Below are 16,110 nucleotides of genomic sequence, written 5' to 3' on the forward strand. Positions count from 1 at the left end.
CAGAGTGCCATGTTGCAACAGTTGTATAGACTGAAACCGTAGGGTGGGCGATCCCTCGCCCACCCTACGGATTACTTCGATGCCGGCTGACGGAAATACTTGAAGAACTCCGAATTCGGATCCACCACCATCACGTCGCCGCGGTTCTTGAACGTCGCGCGGTAGGCTTCCAGCGAGCGGTAGTAGCGGGCGAACTCCGGGTTCTTGCCGAACGAATCCGCATAGATCGCGGTCGCCTTCGCATCGCCGTCACCCTTGATCTTCTCGGCCTCGCGGAAGGCTTCGGCGATGATCACGGTGCGCTGACGGTCGGCATCGGCGCGGATCTGTTCGGATTCGGCGGCGCCGGTCGAACGCAGTTCGTTGGCCACGCGCACGCGCTCGGCCTTCATGCGTTCGTACACCGAGTTGTTGATCTGCTCGATGTAGTCGACGCGCTTGAGGCGCACGTCCACCACGCCGACGCCGATCTCCTTGGCTTCCGCCACGACCTTGTCCTTCACCGCATTCATGACGGCGCCGCGCTCGCCCGAGATCACTTCGCGCACGGTGCGCTTGGTGATTTCGTCGTTCAGGGCTGCCTTTACGATCTGCGACATGCGGTCGCGCGCTCGGCTTTCGTCGCCGCTGAAGGAGACGAAGTACAGGCGCGGGTCGACGATGCGCCATTTGACGAAGGCATCCACCAGGATGTTCTTCTTCTCGGCCGTGATGAAGCGGTCGGCGTCAGGCGTGTCCAGCGTGAGGATGCGCTTGTCCAGGTAGATCACGTTCTGGAACGGCGGCGGCAGCTTGAAGTGCAGGCCCGGCTCGGTGATCACGTCGCGCACCTGGCCCAGGGCGAACACGATGGCGAAGCGGCGCTGGTCCACCACGAAGACGGTGGACGACAGCAGCATCAGGGCAATGAAGCCCGCCACAAATAAAGTTACAAGGCGGTTCATTAACGGCTCTCCCGATCACGTGAGGAATCGCGGCTGCGGTTGTCGCGCTGGCGCACCGCATCCATGGCTTGCAGGACGTCCGCCGGCGCGCCCGACTGCGGCACGGCCGGCACCTGCTGCGGGCCCGAACGGCTGCCCACGGCGTCGTGGCCGGCGTTCTGCTGCAGCAGCTTGTCCAGCGGCAGGTAGATCATCGGATTGCCCGCGCGCGAATCCACCATCACCTTGCTGGTGCTGGAGAAGATCTGCTGCATGGTGTCGATGTACATGCGGTCGCGGGTGACCTGCGGGGCCTTCGCGTAGGCGGCCACCACCTGGTCGAAGCGCGAGGCGTTACCGGTCGCGTTCTCCACCACCATCGAGCGGTAGGCTTCGGCGTCCTGCATCAGGCGGAAAGCCTGGCCGCGCGCCTGCGGGATCACCTGGTTGGCATAGGCCTCGCCTTCGTTGCGGGCGCGGGCGCGGTCCTGGCCGGCCTTGACGGCATCGTCGAAGGCTTCCTGCACCTGCTCCGGCGGCTGCACCGCCTGCATGGTCACGTTGGTGATCAAGGCGCCCAGGGCGTAGCGGTCGCTGATCTGCTGCATCATCTGGTGCACGTCGCTGGCCACCTTCTCACGGCCTTCGTAGAGCACGAAGTCCATCTTGCTCTTGCCCACCACCTCGCGGATGGCGGTCTCGGCGATCTGGCGCACGCTGTCGTCCTGGTCGCGGTTGTTGAACAGCCACTGGACCGGGTCTTTCAGGGTGTACTGGACCGCGAACTGGATGTCGATGATGTTCTCGTCATCGGTCAGCATCAGGGCTTCCTGCGGCTGCTTGTTGCGCACGTTCGCGCGGTAGCCGATCTCGGCGGTACGGATCTGCGAGACGTTGACGGTCTCGTGGGCCTGGATCGGGTACGGCCAGCGCCAGTTAAAGCCGGCGCCGGTCTTGTGGCTGAGCTTGCCGAAGGTGGTGACGACGCCGACCTGGCCTTCCTGCACGATGAAGGCGCCGCTCGCCAGCCAGATCAGGCCGACGATGACGGCCACGACGCCGGCGGTGATGCCGGCGCCGCTCGAGCCGCGGTAAGGACCGCCGCCGTCGCCGCCGCCGTTGTTGCCATTGCCGCGCGCGCCGAACAGGCGGTTCAGGCGCGCATTGAAGTCGCGCCAGAGTTGATCGAGATCCGGTGGGCCTTCACCCGGCCGGCGGCCCTCCTGGGCCTTGTGGTCACCCTGGGGTTTGTGGCCCCAGCGCGGATCGTTGAGCGACAGTTTGATGCCGCAACGCTTGAGTAAGGAAACGAGCATAGGCTAGTGGGGCCCGAATTGGGTGGAAGTTGGCATATTGTCGGCAGAACCGCCCAAGGAGCCGCCACCCGGCAGCTCGTCTTCGGCGAAGCCAATGGCTTCGTCCTGCCCTTCGTTCGTATTGTTGTTGCCTCGTGCGGAACTTGCTGCCTCGACGATTGCTGCGCGCAGCAGGTCCAGACCAGCACCACTATGGGCACTGATGAAAACGCGGCTGATCTTATCATACTCATCACGCTCGATCCCGGGCTCCAGCCCGGCCGCGTCGATCTTGTTCCAGACCAGGATCTGGGGGACATGATCGGCGCCGATTTCGCGCAATACTTCATTGACCTGCTCGATCTGCTCCATGCGCACCGGCGAATTGCCGTCGACCACGTGCAGGAGCAGGTCGGCGTGGATGGTCTCTTCCAGGGTGGCGCGGAAAGCCGCCACCAGCTGGTGCGGCAGCTCGCGCACGAAGCCGACCGTGTCGGAGATGACCACCGACCCCACCTCGTCGCCCAGATACAGGCGGCGGCTGGTGGTGTCCAGCGTTGCGAACAGCTGGTTCGCAACATACACGCCGGCCTTGGTCAGCGTGTTGAACAGGGTCGACTTGCCGGCATTGGTATAGCCGACCAGCGACACGGAAAAGGTCTGGTTGCGGCCGCGCTGGCGGCGCTGGGTCTCGTGCTGCTTGCGCAGCTTGGTCAACCTGGTGCGCAGCATCTTGACGCGCTCGCCGATGAGCCGGCGGTCGGTCTCGAGCTGGGTTTCACCGGGACCGCGCAGGCCGATACCGCCCTTCTGGCGTTCAAGGTGGGTCCAGCCGCGGATCAGGCGGGTCGCCAGGTGCTGCAGCTGGGCCAGCTCCACCTGCAGCTTGCCCTCGTGGCTCTGGGCGCGCTGGGCGAAGATGTCGAGGATCAGGCTGGTACGGTCGACCACGCGCACTTCGAGCCTGCGCTCGAGGTTTCGCTGCTGGGCGGGCGACAGGGCGTGGTTGAAGATGACGATGTCGATCCCATCGGCCTTGCAGGCCATCTTGATTTCGTCGGCCTTGCCGCTGCCGACGAAATGGGCGGGATCGGGACTGCTGCGCTTGGCCGTGATCGTGGTGATCGGATCGGCGCCGGCGGAGCGCGCAAGCAGGGACAGCTCTTCGAGGCTGGCGGAAAAATCGCCAGTACCGAAGTCGATGCCGACCAGCGCTGCGCGCATGGAGGTGTTGCCGGGGGCGTCAGCCATCGGCCTTACTCGGCTTCGGAGTCGAGGTTAAGGTTGACGGCGCGAGCCGGAACGACGGTGGAAATGGCGTGCTTGTAGACCATCTGGGTCACGGTATTACGAAGCAGGACGACGTACTGGTCGAAGGATTCGATGTGGCCTTGCAGCTTGATGCCGTTGACCAGGTAGATGGAGACGGGGACGTGCTCCTTGCGCAAAGCGTTCAGGAATGGGTCTTGTAACAGTTGCCCTTTGTTGCTCATAACAGCTCCGTAATGTTGTTGTAGTTTAAAAGTTGTGGCGATTTGCCGGTTTTCAAGTGCTTGGGCCACATTCCGCTGTGGCGAATGAAAGCCCTAAGCTACTGTAACCTGTTTCGCCAATTTTTGTCGTACTGCTACGCTTAACTCTGCTCCTTGGCAAAGGGATTTTTACCGGACTTGAACTCGATGCGCACCGGGGTGCCGACCAGGTTGAATGTCTCGCGGAAATGCTTTTCCAGGTAGCGCTTGTACGGGTCGCTGACGGCTTCCAGCGCATTGCCGTGGATGACGATGATCGGCGGATTCTGGCCGCCCTGGTGGGCGTAGCGCATCTTCGGACGGACACTGCCCTTGCGCTTCGGTTCCTGCTTCTCGATCGCTTCCTGCAGCGCGCGCGTGAGGCGCGGGGTCGACAGGTTGGCGGTGGCGGCGGCATAGGCCGAATCCACCGACTTCATCAGCTGGCTGATGCCGGTGCCCTTCAAGGCCGAGACGAAGTGGGTCTTGGCGAAGGACAGGAAGTCCAGCTTGCGGTCGAGGTCCATCTTGACCTGGTCGCGCTGGTCCGACTGCAGGCCGTCCCACTTGTTGACGGCGACCACGAGCGCCCTGCCCGACTCCAGGATGAAGCCGGCGATGTGGGCGTCCTGCTCGGAAATATCCTGTTGAGCATCCAGTAGCAGGATGATCACGTTGGCGTCCGAGATCGACTGCATGGTCTTGATGACCGAGAACTTCTCGATGGCCTCGAATATCTTGCCGCGGCGGCGGATACCGGCCGTGTCGATCAGCGTGTACTTCTTGCCGTCGCGCTCGAAAGGCACTTCGATCGAGTCGCGGGTGGTGCCCGGCATGTCGAAGGCGATCACGCGCTGCTCGCCGACCAGGGTGTTGATCAGGGTCGACTTGCCCACGTTCGGGCGGCCGACGATGGCGATCTTGATGCCGTGGTCCGGATGCTCCGGCTCGCTTTCCTCGTCCGGACGGTTCTCGAAAGCGAAATCGAGCGCCTCGTTGACCAGGTCGTGCACGCCGTCGCCGTGGGCGGCCGAGATCACATACGGGTCGCCCATGCCGAGTTCGTAGAAATCGGCGGTGACCGAGGTGTACTTCATGCCCTCGGACTTATTGACTACGAGCATGACCTTGCGGCCCGTCTTGCGCAGGTAATCGGTGATGGTCTTGTCGTGCGGGGTCAGGCCCTGGCGGCCGTCGACGATGAACACGACGACGTCGGCTTCCGCCACCGCCTGGCGCGTCTGCTGCGCCATTTCGTGCATGATCCCCTCCTTGGCCACCGGTTCGAAACCGCCGGTGTCGATGACCAGGAAGGGGCGCTCGCCGATGCGGCCCTCGCCATAGTGGCGGTCGCGGGTGAGACCAGGGAGGTCGGCCACCAGCGCGTCGCGCGAACGGGTCAGGCGATTGAACAGGGTCGATTTCCCGACGTTGGGGCGACCTACGAGTGCGATTACCGGCTTCATGTATTTATTCTATTCGACCGCGATGGCGGTCACAGTTCCATTTTGTGTTTGAAAAATCAGGTGCGATCCGGCCACCACGGGGGTGCCGATGATCTGGCTGCCGTCGGTGGCGGCGCGCGCCAGGAAAGAGCCGTCTTCGCGCGACAGGAAGTGCACGTAGCCCTGGTAGTCGCCGACGGCCACGGCGCGGCCGTAGGACACCGGGGTCGACAGGCGGCGGAAGGCCAGCTTGTCGTTCTTCCAGGCATTCGCGCCCGTATCGCGGTTATAGGCGAACAGCGCGCCCTTGTCGTCCGGGGCAAAGACGTAGAGCTGGTCGACGGCCACGCCGACGCTCGCGGACAGGTCGCGGGTCCAGCGCTGCGAACCGCTCGCCACTTCAAAGCATCCCACGCGGCCCTGGTAGGACACGGCGCAGACGTCGGTTTCGAACAGCACCGGGGCGCCGCCGATGTCGGTCACGCGTTCCAGCTCGGTGGCGCCGCGCGAGACGCCCACTTCCAGGTCCCAGCGCGGCGCGCCGGTGGCCAGGATCAGGGCCGAAAGCTTGCCGGCCGGCTGGGCGACGATCACGTCGGTGCCCGTCGTCACCATGCCCGGCGCGGTGCGCAGGGTCAGCGGCGGCGAGGTGCGCTGGGTGGTCCACTTGGCCTGGCCGGTCTTGGCGTCGAGGCCGACGATGCGGTTGTCCAGGCTGCGCGCGACGACAATGCCTTGCGACACCACCGGCGAGGACAGCAGCTCGCTCGAGAGCTGGGCGTCCCACAGCTTCTTGCCGTCCATGTCGAAGGCGAGCAGCTTGCCCTTGTCGCCGCCGACGACGATCAGGTTGCCGTCGGTGCCGACGCCGCTGGAGAGCTCGGTGCCGGCCTTGATGCGCCACATCAGCTTGCCGGTGGCGGCCTCGACGCGGGCGATGTCGCCGCCATTGCTGGCGACCACTACCGTGTTGCCGGCCAGCGCAGGCGAGAAGGTGAAGGCGCCGGCCTTGCCGATGTCGAGCTTCCACGCGGTGCGCACGGCCATCGAGCCCTTCAGCTCGACGAGCGGGGCCGGCTGGTCGCCCTTCTCCTTGGACGAGAAGGGATTGAGTTTGCTGAGCGAAGACAGCTGCGGCACGCTCGAGCAGCCCGTCACCAGGGCCAGTACACCAACACCAACAAGTTTGCTGCTAATACGCATATTCTTTAACCTTGTTCCTGGACTATGGAGGAGCAAAGCCCGCGCCTACCTGAGCTCGTAAAAAAATCCTTCATGGCTGCGTTGCATTCGTCTCGCCGTACTAGCGTACTGTCTTCGACGATGCGCCTTGCCCTGAAGGTTTTTTTACAAGCTCTTGATGGCGGGCGCGGGCCTTTCAATCTGGGGTATTACGCGGCCGCTTTCGTCTCGCCGGCTTTCGCATCCTTGTCCGCCGGCACGGTGCCGCCGATGGCTTCGAGCTTGACCTGGACCAGCTGGCGGCCCGGGTTTTCCTTCGCCATCGCGGCGTAGGCGGCGGTATAGGCCTGGCGTGCTTCGGCCAGTTTATTTTGCGCCACCAGCACGTCGCCCTTGCGGTCCGACACTTCGGCCGAGAAGGTCGCCGGATACTGCTCGTTCAGCAGCTTCAGTGCCGCGTCATAGGACTTCTCGTCCAGCAGGACGCCGGCCAGGCGCAGCTTCGCGATGGCCTTGTACTCGTCGTTGCCCTTGTCGATCGCCCACTGCAGCTGGGCCTTGGCGGTCTTCAGGTCGTTCGCTTCGAACGCGGTCTTGGCGGCGCCCAGGGCGGCCATCGGCGCGTAGGCGGTGCCTTCGTACTTCTTCTGGATGTCGCCGGCAATGCGCTGGGCCTTGGCGTTGTCGTTGGCGGTCACGGCATTCTGCAGCTCGTCGTACAGCGCCGAGGCCTCGACGGCCTGGGTGCGCTTGTGCGAATTCCAGTAGTTGTAGCCGGCGTAGGAACCCAGCGCGATGATCAGCACCCACATGATGAGGTTGCCGAAGCGGTTCCAAAAGGCCTTGAAAGTCGCTATCTGTTCCTGTTCTTCGAGATCGTATGCCATGTTCTGCTCTGTTGTTCTGGTTGTGGGTGGATCGGTTGGGGGTGCTGCTTATGGACGGTGGTGGTGGCCGTGTTCCGCGCAGTTCTCGTCGTCGCAGTCGTGCTCGCCGCCGCCGATGATCTGGTCGACGACGTGGTCCACGAGCTCCTCGAAGGCGACGCTGGTCTGCTGCTGCTCGCCCGCTTGGCCTCCAACTGCGCGCATCGACTTGACGGCCGCCTGGCCTTTCGCCATTTCGTCTTCGCCGATGATGACGGCAAACGCCGCGCCGCTGCCGTCGGCCTTCTTCATCTGACTCTTGAAGCTGCCCGCGCCCGCCGGCGTTGCGCAATGTAACACAACATCCAGGCCGGCATCCCGCAGGCGCTCGGCCATGATGAAGGCCTGCAGCTGGGCCGCTTCGCCCTGGTGCACCATGTAGACGTCGCACTGCGCCGGGGCCTGCGGTTCGCCGAGGCCCTTCATCAGCTCGACGATGCGCTCGATGCCCATCGCGAAGCCGACCGCCGGGGTCGGCTTGCCGCCGAACTGCTCGATCAGCGGATCGTAGCGGCCGCCCGCGCAGATGGTGCCCTGCGAGCCCAGCTCGTCGGTGACCCACTCGAACACGGTGCGGTTGTAGTAGTCCAGGCCGCGCACCAGGCGCGGGTTGATGGTGTACTGCACGGCGTTGCGGTCGAGGATGTTCTTCAGGCCGTTCAGGTGCGCCAGCGATTCTTCGCCGAGGTAGTCGAGCAGCTTGGGCGCGCCGTTGACCATGTCCTGCATGGCCGGGTTCTTGGTGTCCAGGATGCGCAGCGGGTTGCTGTGCAGGCGGCGCTTGGCTTCCGCGTCGAGGATGTCCTCGTGCTTTTCCAGATAGGCGATCAGGTCGGCGCGGTGGCGCAGGCGCTCGTCGGCGTTACCGATGGAGTTCAGTTCCAGGCGCACGTTCTGCAGGCCCAGGTCGTCCCACAGCCGGCGGCACAGCATGATCAGCTCGGCGTCGATGTCCGGGCCCGAGAAGCCGACGGCTTCGGCGCCGAACTGGAAGAACTGGCGGTAGCGGCCGCGCTGCGGACGCTCGTGGCGGAACATCGGGCCCTTGTACCACAGGCGCTTGGGGCCGTCGTAGACGAGGTTGTGCTCGATCACGGCGCGCACGGCGCCGGCGGTGCCTTCCGGACGCAGGGTCAGCTGGTCGCCGTTCATCGAGTCCTCGAAGGAATACATCTCTTTCTCGACGATGTCGGTGACGGCGCCGATGGCGCGCGCGAACAGGGAGGTGTCCTCGACGATCGGGGTGACGATCTTCTGGTAGCCGTAGCTTTTCAGGATGGTCTCGGCGGTGTTCTCGAACAGCTCCCACATCGGTGCGTCTTGCGGGAGGATGTCATTCATGCCTTTGACGGCGACGATTTTTTCTGGTTTGGACATGTCTTTAATCTTTCTTGTAGGGTGGGCGGTCCTCCGCCCACGCGTTCACATCAGGCATGCACTGTTTGAACGCGTGGGCGGGGACCGCCCACCCTACGAAAACCGTGGTGTATTTTATTGCGCCGCCACTTCGCGGCTGTAATTCTTCTGTACGTAATTCAGCACGATGGTCTTGAACTCCTCCACGATGCGCTCGCCGCGCAGGGTGGCGAATTTCTGGCCGTCGACGAAGACCGGCGCCGCCGGCGATTCGCCCGTCCCCGGCAGGCTGATGCCGATGTTCGCGTGCTTCGATTCGCCCGGGCCGTTGACGATGCAGCCCATGACGGCCACGTTCATCGCCTCCACGCCCGGATAGGTCTTCTTCCACTCCGGCATCTGCTCGCGCAGGAAGGTCTGGATGTTGTCCGCCAGTTCCTGGAACACGGTCGAGGTCGTGCGGCCGCAGCCCGGGCAGGCGATCACCATCGGGGTGAACTTGCGCAGGCCCATGGTCTGCAGGATCTCCTGGCCGACCACGACTTCGCGCGAACGGTCGCCGCCCGGTTCCGGGGTCAGCGAGATGCGGATGGTGTCGCCGATGCCTTCCTGCAGCAGCACCGACAGCGCCGCGGTCGAGGCGACGATGCCCTTGCTGCCCATGCCGGCCTCGGTCAGGCCCAGGTGCAGCGGGTAGTCGCAGCGGCGCGCCAGTTCGCGGTAGACCGCGATCAGGTCCTGCACGCCCGAGACCTTGCAGGACAGGATGATCTTGTCGCGCGCCAGGCCGACTTCTTCGGCGCGCACGGCGTTCTCGATCGCGGAGGTGATCAGGGCTTCGTACATCACGGCCTGGGCGCTCCACGGATTCGCACGCGACGCGTTCTCGTCCATGATGCGGGCCAGCAGCGACTGGTCGAGCGAGCCCCAGTTGACGCCGATGCGCACCGGCTTGTCGTACTTCGCGGCGATCTCGATCATCTGGGCGAACTGGGTGTCGCGCTTGGCGCCCTGCCCCACATTGCCCGGGTTGATGCGGTATTTCGACAGCGCCTGCGCGCATTCCGGATAGTCGCGCAGCAGCAGGTGGCCGTTGTAGTGGAAGTCGCCCACCAGCGGGGTGTCGATCTCCATGCGGTCGAGCTGCTCGCGGATGGCGGGCACGGCGGCGGCCGCCGCCGGCGTATCGACGGTGATGCGGACGATCTCGGAGCCGGCGCGGGCCAGTTCCTTGACCTGGATCGCGGTGCCGATCGCGTCGGCCGTATCGGTGTTGGTCATCGACTGGACGACGACCGGCGCATCGCCGCCGACCCAGACCGTACGCTGGCCGTGCGAGACCGCGACCTTGCGGCTGGCGCGGCGCGCCAGCGGACCGGACGGAATGGGCCGGGCCGCGTCAGGCTCGCCGATGCAGGGTTGGTTCATGTTCTGTTCCATTGCTTACTTCAGGGAGATTTGCGCGAACTTCTTGCCCGGCGTTTCCTGCAGACCGACAGCGGCGCCACGCAGGGTTGCCGTCACGCCGGCCGGATTGCCGACGGTCAGGGTGACCGGGCCGGCGAGATCGATGGTCTCGGTCGAACCAGCCTTGACCTCGCGCCACAGCAGGGCCTTGCCGCCGCCGACCGGTCGCACGCCGATCCAGGAATCCTCGCGCACATTCAGCACCAGCGTGTTGCCGCCGGTGCTTGCGGGCGCTGCGGCGGCCGGTGCGGTCGTCGCGGCTGCCGGCGCAGCGCCAGCGGCGGACGGCGTCGCGGCAGGCGTGGTGACCGGAGCGGTTGCGGGCGCGGTGCCCGGCGGGGTCGCAGGCGCGACGGTCGTCGTGCCGGGGGCAGCCGGGGGAGTCGCCTCGCCGGCCGGCGCCGGCACCGAGATCAGCGGCACGGACGGGCTCTGCAGCGTGTCATGCGGCGCCGGCGCGGCGCCGTTCGGCGTCACCACCGGGGTCTCGAGCACGGCGCCATCGGTCGTGCCTTGCGAGGCAGGCTGCCGGCTGCCCGGGATCAGGCCGAAATGCCACAGCGCGGCGCCGGCGGCAACCACGACCGCCACGCCGGCGATCAGGCCGACCGGCACTTTGGCGCGCTTGCCGCCCACCGGGAAGCGGCTTTCCGAGAACGAGGTCGGACGCTGCTCGCGGCGCACATTGCCGGCGCCCGCCTGCGCTTCGGCCGGCATGTTCATCTCGATCATGGCCACCAGCGGGGCGGCGTCGATCTTCAGGAGCTTGGCATAGGCGCGCACGAAGCCGCGCGTCACGGCCGGACTCGGCAGCGAGGCGTAGTCGCCCGCTTCCAGCGCCACCACCTGGCGCGGCGCCAGCTTCAGCTGGTCCGCCACCTGCTCCACGCTCCATCCCATCGCTTCGCGCTGGGATTGCAGGGTCTTGCCGGGGATGCCCGTGTCCTTGCCCGGGGTTGCCGGCTGGTCTGCATGCTCGTTCATGTTCCTCGTCTCACTCGTCAAAAGCGCCGCGCTCGAAAGCCGCATACTCGGGCGAACCGGGGAAGCGGCGCCGCAGCTGGGCTGCCAGGCTCGCATCAATGGTTCGATCGTCCAGCTTGCGCTTTACGCGCAGCGCCAGCCATAGCGTGTCGGCCGACAGCGTGTCGAGTTTCGCTGTCTCGATCAGGCGGTTGATGAAAAAACCGGCGCGCGGGTAGGCGCGCCGCTCGTAATAGATCCGCGCCAGGCCGGCGTTGCTCGCCTGCAGGTCGGGGTTGTAACGCAGGGCCTCGAGCAGGTAGCGCTCGGCGGCGTCGAAATTCCGGTTGCGGATGCCGCACACGCCGGCGTTCACCAGCGCGCTCACCGGAGTCTGGTAGCTGCGGTTGCCAAGTGCCCGCTCGAAGTAGGGCATGGCCTGCGCCGGCTTGTTCAGCGACTGGCACAGGAAGGCGCCGTAGTTGTTCGCCAGGTCCGGGTTGTTCGGCTGCAGGCGCAGGGCGTGCTGGTAGTTGTCGTCGGCCAGCGGCAGCTGGCCCATCCCGGTATAGATCAGGGCGCGCAGGCCGTAGGCCTCGGCGTAGTCGGGGTCGATGGCGATCGCCTGCTTGACCTCGTCGAGCGCCGTCTCGTACTGGGCGTTCTGGTAGTAGCCGACCGCCAGCTGCAGGCGGATCGCGGCGCGCTTTTCGATCGCCGTCTGGTCGGACGCAGTCCTCAGCTCGCCGCTGCCGCTCCCGCCATTACTGGCGCATCCGCCCAGCAATGCCAGGGCGGTGAGGAATGCTGCACAGCCGGCGAGGCGGCCCATCAGGAGGGGATCTCCACGATGCGCCCGAAGTCGGCGCCGAACTTCTTCTGGTATTCGGCCATCTTCTCCATGCGCTCGGCCACGCGGGTACGGTCCTTGACCTCCCCCGCCAGCTGGCCGCAGGCGGCGTCGATGTCGTCGCCGCGCGTCTTGCGTACGGTGGTCACGATGCCGGCATTCATCAGCACTTCCGCGAAGGCCTTGATGCGCGGGTTCTTCGAGCGGGTCAGGCCCGATTCCGGGAAGGGATTGAAGGGAATCAGGTTGAACTTGCAGTTCACGCCGACCACCGGGTCGTTCACCAGCGCGATCAGCTCGCGCGCGTGCTCGTCGGAATCGTTGAAGCCGTCGAGCATGCAGTATTCGAAGGTGATGAAGTCGCGCGGGGCGAATTCGAGGTAGCGCTTGCAGGCGGCCATCAGCTCGCGCAGCGGGTATTTCTTGTTGAGCGGGACCAGGATGTCGCGCAGGGCGTCGTTCGACGCGTGCAGCGACACGGCCAGGGCCACCGGCACATCCTGAGCCAGCTTGTCGATGTTCGGCACCACGCCCGAGGTCGACAGGGTCACGCGGCGGCGCGACAGGCCGTAGGCGTTATCGTCCAGCATCAGCTTGAGGGCGGTGACGGTCGGTTCGTAGTTCAGCAGCGGCTCGCCCATGCCCATCATGACCACATTGGTGATCTGGCGCTCGCCTTTCGGGCCCGGCTCGATGCCCTTGGTGCGGCGCAGCTCGAACTCGGCCATCCACAGCTGGCCGATGATCTCGGCCACGGTGAGGTTGCGGTTGAAGCCCTGCTTGCCGGTCGAGCAGAAGCGGCAGTTGACGGCGCAGCCGGCCTGGGTCGAGATGCACAGTGTGCCGCGGTTTTCTTCCGGAATGAACACGGTTTCCACGGCGTTGCCGTTGCCGACGTCGACCAGCCACTTGCGGGTGCCGTCGTTTGACGTATGGTCGCTGATGATGCCCGGCGCGCGGATCTCGGCGCGGGTCTTGAGTTTCTCGCGCAGCGATTTCGCCAGGTCGGTCATCTCGTCGAAATTCGACGCGCCGAACTGGTGGATCCAGCGTTGCAGCTGCTTGGCGCGGAACGGCTTCTCACCCAGCTCGGCGCAGTAAGCCACGAGTTGCGCGGGATCGAAGTCCAGCAGGTTGGTGAGAGTCGTCATGATGTTCAATACCTAAAAAATGATGCATTCCCCGCTCGCCAGGCCCGGGGCATCGGGCGAGCGGTTCTTATTGCTTGAAGCCGATTACTTCAGTTCTGGGAAGAAGTAAGCGATTTCGACTTTTGCAGCTTCGACAGCGTCCGAACCGTGGACGGCGTTGGCGTCGATCGAATCGGCGAAATCGGCGCGGATGGTGCCTTTTTCAGCCTTCTTCGGATCGGTTGCGCCCATCAGGTCGCGGTGCGCCAGGACGGCATTCTCGCCTTCCAGGGTCTGGATCATGACCGGGCCCGACACCATGAAGGTGACCAGGTCGTTGAAGAAGCCACGCTCTTTGTGCGCAGCGTAGAAGCCTTCAGCCTGCTCGCGGGTCAGCTGGGTCATGCGCGCTGCAACGATCTTCAGGCCAGCGTTTTCGAAGCGGGTGTAGATTTGGCCGATCACGTTTTTTGCAACTGCATCTGGTTTGATGATCGACAGGGTGCGTTCGATTGCCATATAAAAACTCCAATAAAAAGAAAGGTTTGGATCAAGAACTGAACAAAATTTTAGGAACTCAATCAACCTTTAATTTTACCATACATCCCTCATATAGCCGATATTGCGGCACTGGCAAGGAAAGTGCTAGAGTTGCGGCGAGAATTCGTCCTGAATGGGGTCTGATTTAAGCGGCAACTAAGTTTGCGGTCCTATTTTGTCAGTGACGCTCATCCACTAACCGGAGGCACCATGTTCCCTAATTCGCAACCACGCAGCACCATCGACCTGACCAAGGCTGGCCGGGGCCAGGTCGCACGCAACAACGTCCTGCGCAACACCTACTGGCTGCTGGCGCTGTCGATGATCCCGACCGTGCTGGGCGCCTACATCGGCGTGAGCTTCGCCCTGCCGATGCTGACCGGCGGCCTCGGCTTCATCGTCTTCCTGGCCATCGCCTTCGGCTTCATGTTCGCGATCGAGAAGACCAAGCATTCCGCAGCGGGCGTGGCCGTGCTGCTGGGCTTCACTTTCTTCATGGGCCTGATGCTGACCCCGCTTCTGCGCCATACCCTCGGCTATTCAAATGGCGGCACCCTGATCATGACCGCCTTCGGCGGCACCGCCTGCGTGTTCGCGGTGATGGCCAGCATCGCCACCACCACCAAGCGCGACTTCTCGGGCATGGGCAGCTGGCTGATGGCCGGCGTGATCGTGATCCTGCTGGCGGCCGTGGCCAACATCTTCCTGCAGATGTCGGCGCTGTCGATCGTGATCTCGATGCTGGCGATCGGTATCTTCTCCGCCTTCATCCTGTATGACGTGCAGCGCATCGTCAACGGCGGCGAAACCAACTACATCACCGCGACCCTGGCGATCTACCTGGACGTGTACAACATCTTCACCAGCCTGCTGCACCTGCTGGGCATTGCCGGCGGCGACCGCGACTAAGCGAACCCTTCTGCAATTGAAAAGCCGACCCTTGAGGTCGGCTTTTTTACGCCCCGAAACCCGGTGTCAGGTCTGACATTCGGACACAAGCTCATCCGAATTTGCGGTTGAGTCCGTGTCCGAATGTCAGACCTGACACCCAGGGGTTGAGGTTAATCGGTTTCGGCAGGGACTTCGTAGGCGGCAGCGGCGACCGGCTTCTCGCCCAACTCGAACACGGCGATCGACTCCACATGGGAGGTATGCGGGAACATATTGCAGACGCCCGCCTTTTTCAGCACATAGCCGGCCTTGTGCACCAGGATGCCGGCGTCGCGCGCCAGGGTCGAGGGGCTGCAGGAGACGTAGACGATCCGCTGCGGCATCAGTTCCTCGTGGGTCTCGCGCAGGTCGGCCAGCGCCAGCGAGAGGGCCATGGCGCCGTCGCGCGGCGGGTCGACCAGCATGCGATCGAAACGGCCGAGGGCGACCAGGTCGTCCTTCGTCACTTCGAACAGGTTGCGGGTCGAGAAGGAGGTCTTGGCGGCCAGGCCGTTGGCCTGGGCGTTGTCGAGCGCGCGGGTGGTCAGTGCCGTGCTGCCTTCGATGCCCACCACTTCGCGCGCCTGGGTCGCCAGCGGCAGCGTGAAGTTGCCGAGGCCGCAGAACAGGTCGGCCACGCGGTCGTTCGGCTGCACCTCGAGCAGGCGCAGGGCCTTGGAGACCAGCACGCGGTTGATCTGGTGGTTCACCTGGGTGAAGTCGGTCGGCTTGAAGGGCATGCGGATACCGAATTCCGGCAGCGTGTAGTAGAGCTCCTTGCCCAGCGGGTAGTAGGGATAGGCGGTGTCCGGGCCCTTGGGCTGCAGCCACCACTGGATGTTCCACTGGTCGGCGAAGGCCTTGGCCAGTTCCTCGTCCGCCGGGGTGAGCGGCGCCATGATGCGCAGCACCAGCACGGTGACTTCTTCGCCGATGGCGACTTCAATCTGCGGCATCTGGTTGTAGATCGACAGCTTGCCGACGAACTCGCGCAGCGGCACGATCAGCTGGGCCACGTGGTCCGGCAGGATCTCGCAGTAGGTGATGTCGGCGACGTAGGATGAGGCGCGCTCGTGGAAGCCCACCAGCACCCCGCCCTTCTTGGCCACGTGGCGCACCGACAGGCGGGCGCGGAAGCGGTAGTCCCAGGTCGGGCCGTACATCGGGCGCATGATCATCTCGGACTTCACCTTGCCGAGGTGCCAGAGGTTATCTTCCAGCACGCGCTGCTTCATCGCCACCTGGGCCGAGGGCTCGAGGTGCTGCATCGAGCAGCCGCCGCAGTAGCCGAAATGCTTGCATTTCGGCTCCACGCGCATCGAGGAGGCGCGCTGCAGGGTGACCATGCGGCCCGATTCCCAGTTCTTCTTCTTGCGCAGCGTCTCGAAGCTGACGCGCTCGCCCGGCAGTGCGCCTTCGACGAAGATCACTTTACCTGGCGTGCCGTCCTCGTTCTCGAGGTGGCCGACGCCGCGCGCGTCCGCATCCAGGGCCTTGATGTCGATGAAAATTTCTTGCATGGTGATGAAGGAAAAGGGAAAGGGGCGCAGGACAGGCTGCGCGGGGAGTTCGCAAATAAAAAATGGGCGGAA

General features: G+C 64.5%; 15 protein-coding genes. 1 reads left to right on the forward strand and 14 read right to left on the reverse strand.

The window, feature by feature from the left end:
* Positions 1-71: 71 nt before the first annotated feature.
* From hflC to ndk, 13 genes are all read right to left on the reverse strand, one after another.
* On the reverse strand, positions 72-944 hold the full coding sequence (gene hflC / locus ACQ7JA_RS07230) for a protease modulator HflC (RefSeq protein WP_430896034.1): 873 nt from the start codon (positions 942-944) through the stop codon (positions 72-74).
* Positions 944-2,239 (reverse strand): FtsH protease activity modulator HflK, encoded by a 1,296-nt coding sequence (gene hflK, locus ACQ7JA_RS07235; RefSeq protein ID WP_430896036.1) that lies wholly within the window; start codon positions 2,237-2,239, stop codon positions 944-946. Before hflK ends, hflC begins: the two co-directional genes overlap by 1 nt.
* A 3-nt stretch (positions 2,240-2,242) precedes the next feature.
* Positions 2,243-3,442, reverse strand: coding sequence for a GTPase HflX (gene hflX, locus ACQ7JA_RS07240; RefSeq protein WP_430896116.1), 1,200 nt, complete (start codon positions 3,440-3,442; stop codon positions 2,243-2,245).
* A gap of 32 nt (positions 3,443-3,474) precedes the next feature.
* Complete coding sequence (gene hfq / locus ACQ7JA_RS07245) at positions 3,475-3,711, reverse strand: RNA chaperone Hfq (RefSeq protein ID WP_026354376.1); 237 nt, start codon at positions 3,709-3,711, stop codon at positions 3,475-3,477.
* A 140-nt stretch (positions 3,712-3,851) separates the two neighbouring features.
* A complete protein-coding gene (der, locus tag ACQ7JA_RS07250) occupies positions 3,852-5,195 on the reverse strand; it encodes a ribosome biogenesis GTPase Der (protein ID WP_430896039.1) in 1,344 nt (447 codons plus the stop codon).
* 9 nt (positions 5,196-5,204) lie between these two features.
* Positions 5,205-6,377, reverse strand: a complete 1,173-nt coding sequence (gene bamB / locus ACQ7JA_RS07255) for an outer membrane protein assembly factor BamB (protein ID WP_430896041.1) — start codon at positions 6,375-6,377, stop codon at positions 5,205-5,207.
* Positions 6,378-6,565: 188 nt separating this feature from the next.
* The gene (locus ACQ7JA_RS07260; protein WP_430896043.1) at positions 6,566-7,243 is read right to left on the reverse strand and encodes a YfgM family protein; all 678 of its coding nucleotides are present in this window, start codon (positions 7,241-7,243) and stop codon (positions 6,566-6,568) included.
* Positions 7,244-7,291: 48 nt separating this feature from the next.
* Complete coding sequence (gene hisS / locus ACQ7JA_RS07265; protein ID WP_430896118.1) at positions 7,292-8,668, reverse strand: histidine--tRNA ligase; 1,377 nt, start codon at positions 8,666-8,668, stop codon at positions 7,292-7,294.
* A 105-nt stretch (positions 8,669-8,773) separates the two neighbouring features.
* Positions 8,774-10,066, reverse strand: a complete 1,293-nt coding sequence (ispG, locus tag ACQ7JA_RS07270) for a flavodoxin-dependent (E)-4-hydroxy-3-methylbut-2-enyl-diphosphate synthase (RefSeq protein WP_430896045.1) — start codon at positions 10,064-10,066, stop codon at positions 8,774-8,776.
* 15 nt (positions 10,067-10,081) lie between these two features.
* On the reverse strand, positions 10,082-11,089 hold the full coding sequence (locus ACQ7JA_RS07275; protein ID WP_430896047.1) for a RodZ domain-containing protein: 1,008 nt from the start codon (positions 11,087-11,089) through the stop codon (positions 10,082-10,084).
* A gap of 10 nt (positions 11,090-11,099) precedes the next feature.
* Positions 11,100-11,900: a type IV pilus biogenesis/stability protein PilW gene (gene pilW / locus ACQ7JA_RS07280; RefSeq protein WP_430896049.1), complete on the reverse strand. Its 801-nt coding sequence runs from the start codon at positions 11,898-11,900 to the stop codon at positions 11,100-11,102.
* On the reverse strand, positions 11,900-13,069 hold the full coding sequence (gene rlmN, locus ACQ7JA_RS07285; protein ID WP_430896051.1) for a 23S rRNA (adenine(2503)-C(2))-methyltransferase RlmN: 1,170 nt from the start codon (positions 13,067-13,069) through the stop codon (positions 11,900-11,902). Before rlmN ends, pilW begins: the two co-directional genes overlap by 1 nt.
* 84 nt (positions 13,070-13,153) lie before the next feature.
* Positions 13,154-13,567, reverse strand: a complete 414-nt coding sequence (ndk, locus tag ACQ7JA_RS07290) for a nucleoside-diphosphate kinase (protein WP_430896053.1) — start codon at positions 13,565-13,567, stop codon at positions 13,154-13,156.
* Between the two features lie 231 nt (positions 13,568-13,798).
* Between ndk and ACQ7JA_RS07295 the strand changes: the two genes are divergently transcribed.
* Positions 13,799-14,497 (forward strand): Bax inhibitor-1/YccA family protein, encoded by a 699-nt coding sequence (locus tag ACQ7JA_RS07295; RefSeq protein WP_430896055.1) that lies wholly within the window; start codon positions 13,799-13,801, stop codon positions 14,495-14,497.
* 152 nt (positions 14,498-14,649) lie between these two features.
* On the opposite strand, the gene rlmD is transcribed toward ACQ7JA_RS07295, so the two are convergent.
* Positions 14,650-16,038, reverse strand: a complete 1,389-nt coding sequence (gene rlmD, locus ACQ7JA_RS07300) for a 23S rRNA (uracil(1939)-C(5))-methyltransferase RlmD (RefSeq protein WP_430896057.1) — start codon at positions 16,036-16,038, stop codon at positions 14,650-14,652.
* Positions 16,039-16,110 lie beyond the last annotated feature (72 nt).

Origin of the sequence: Massilia sp. BKSP1R2A-1 (assembly GCF_050586525.1) — a bacterium.
In the GTDB taxonomy this organism is placed as follows: domain Bacteria; phylum Pseudomonadota; class Gammaproteobacteria; order Burkholderiales; family Burkholderiaceae_D; genus Telluria.

Excerpts from the sequence above, each read along its gene's own strand:
- ACQ7JA_RS07295 (WP_430896055.1), top strand. The coding sequence starts at position 13,799 with ATGTTCCCTAATTCGCAACCACGCAGCACCATCGACCTGACCAAGGCT.
- ACQ7JA_RS07275 (WP_430896047.1), bottom strand. The coding sequence starts at position 11,089 with ATGAACGAGCATGCAGACCAGCCGGCAACCCCGGGCAAGGACACGGGC.
- hflK (WP_430896036.1), bottom strand. The coding sequence starts at position 2,239 with ATGCTCGTTTCCTTACTCAAGCGTTGCGGCATCAAACTGTCGCTCAAC.
- hfq (WP_026354376.1), bottom strand. The coding sequence starts at position 3,711 with ATGAGCAACAAAGGGCAACTGTTACAAGACCCATTCCTGAACGCTTTG.
- rlmN (WP_430896051.1), bottom strand. The coding sequence starts at position 13,069 with ATGACGACTCTCACCAACCTGCTGGACTTCGATCCCGCGCAACTCGTG.
- ACQ7JA_RS07260 (WP_430896043.1), bottom strand. The coding sequence starts at position 7,243 with ATGGCATACGATCTCGAAGAACAGGAACAGATAGCGACTTTCAAGGCC.
- rlmD (WP_430896057.1), bottom strand. The coding sequence starts at position 16,038 with ATGCAAGAAATTTTCATCGACATCAAGGCCCTGGATGCGGACGCGCGC.
- der (WP_430896039.1), bottom strand. The coding sequence starts at position 5,195 with ATGAAGCCGGTAATCGCACTCGTAGGTCGCCCCAACGTCGGGAAATCG.
- ndk (WP_430896053.1), bottom strand. The coding sequence starts at position 13,567 with ATGGCAATCGAACGCACCCTGTCGATCATCAAACCAGATGCAGTTGCA.
- pilW (WP_430896049.1), bottom strand. The coding sequence starts at position 11,900 with ATGGGCCGCCTCGCCGGCTGTGCAGCATTCCTCACCGCCCTGGCATTG.
- ispG (WP_430896045.1), bottom strand. The coding sequence starts at position 10,066 with ATGAACCAACCCTGCATCGGCGAGCCTGACGCGGCCCGGCCCATTCCG.
- hflC (WP_430896034.1), bottom strand. The coding sequence starts at position 944 with ATGAACCGCCTTGTAACTTTATTTGTGGCGGGCTTCATTGCCCTGATG.
- hflX (WP_430896116.1), bottom strand. The coding sequence starts at position 3,442 with ATGCGCGCAGCGCTGGTCGGCATCGACTTCGGTACTGGCGATTTTTCC.
- bamB (WP_430896041.1), bottom strand. The coding sequence starts at position 6,377 with ATGCGTATTAGCAGCAAACTTGTTGGTGTTGGTGTACTGGCCCTGGTG.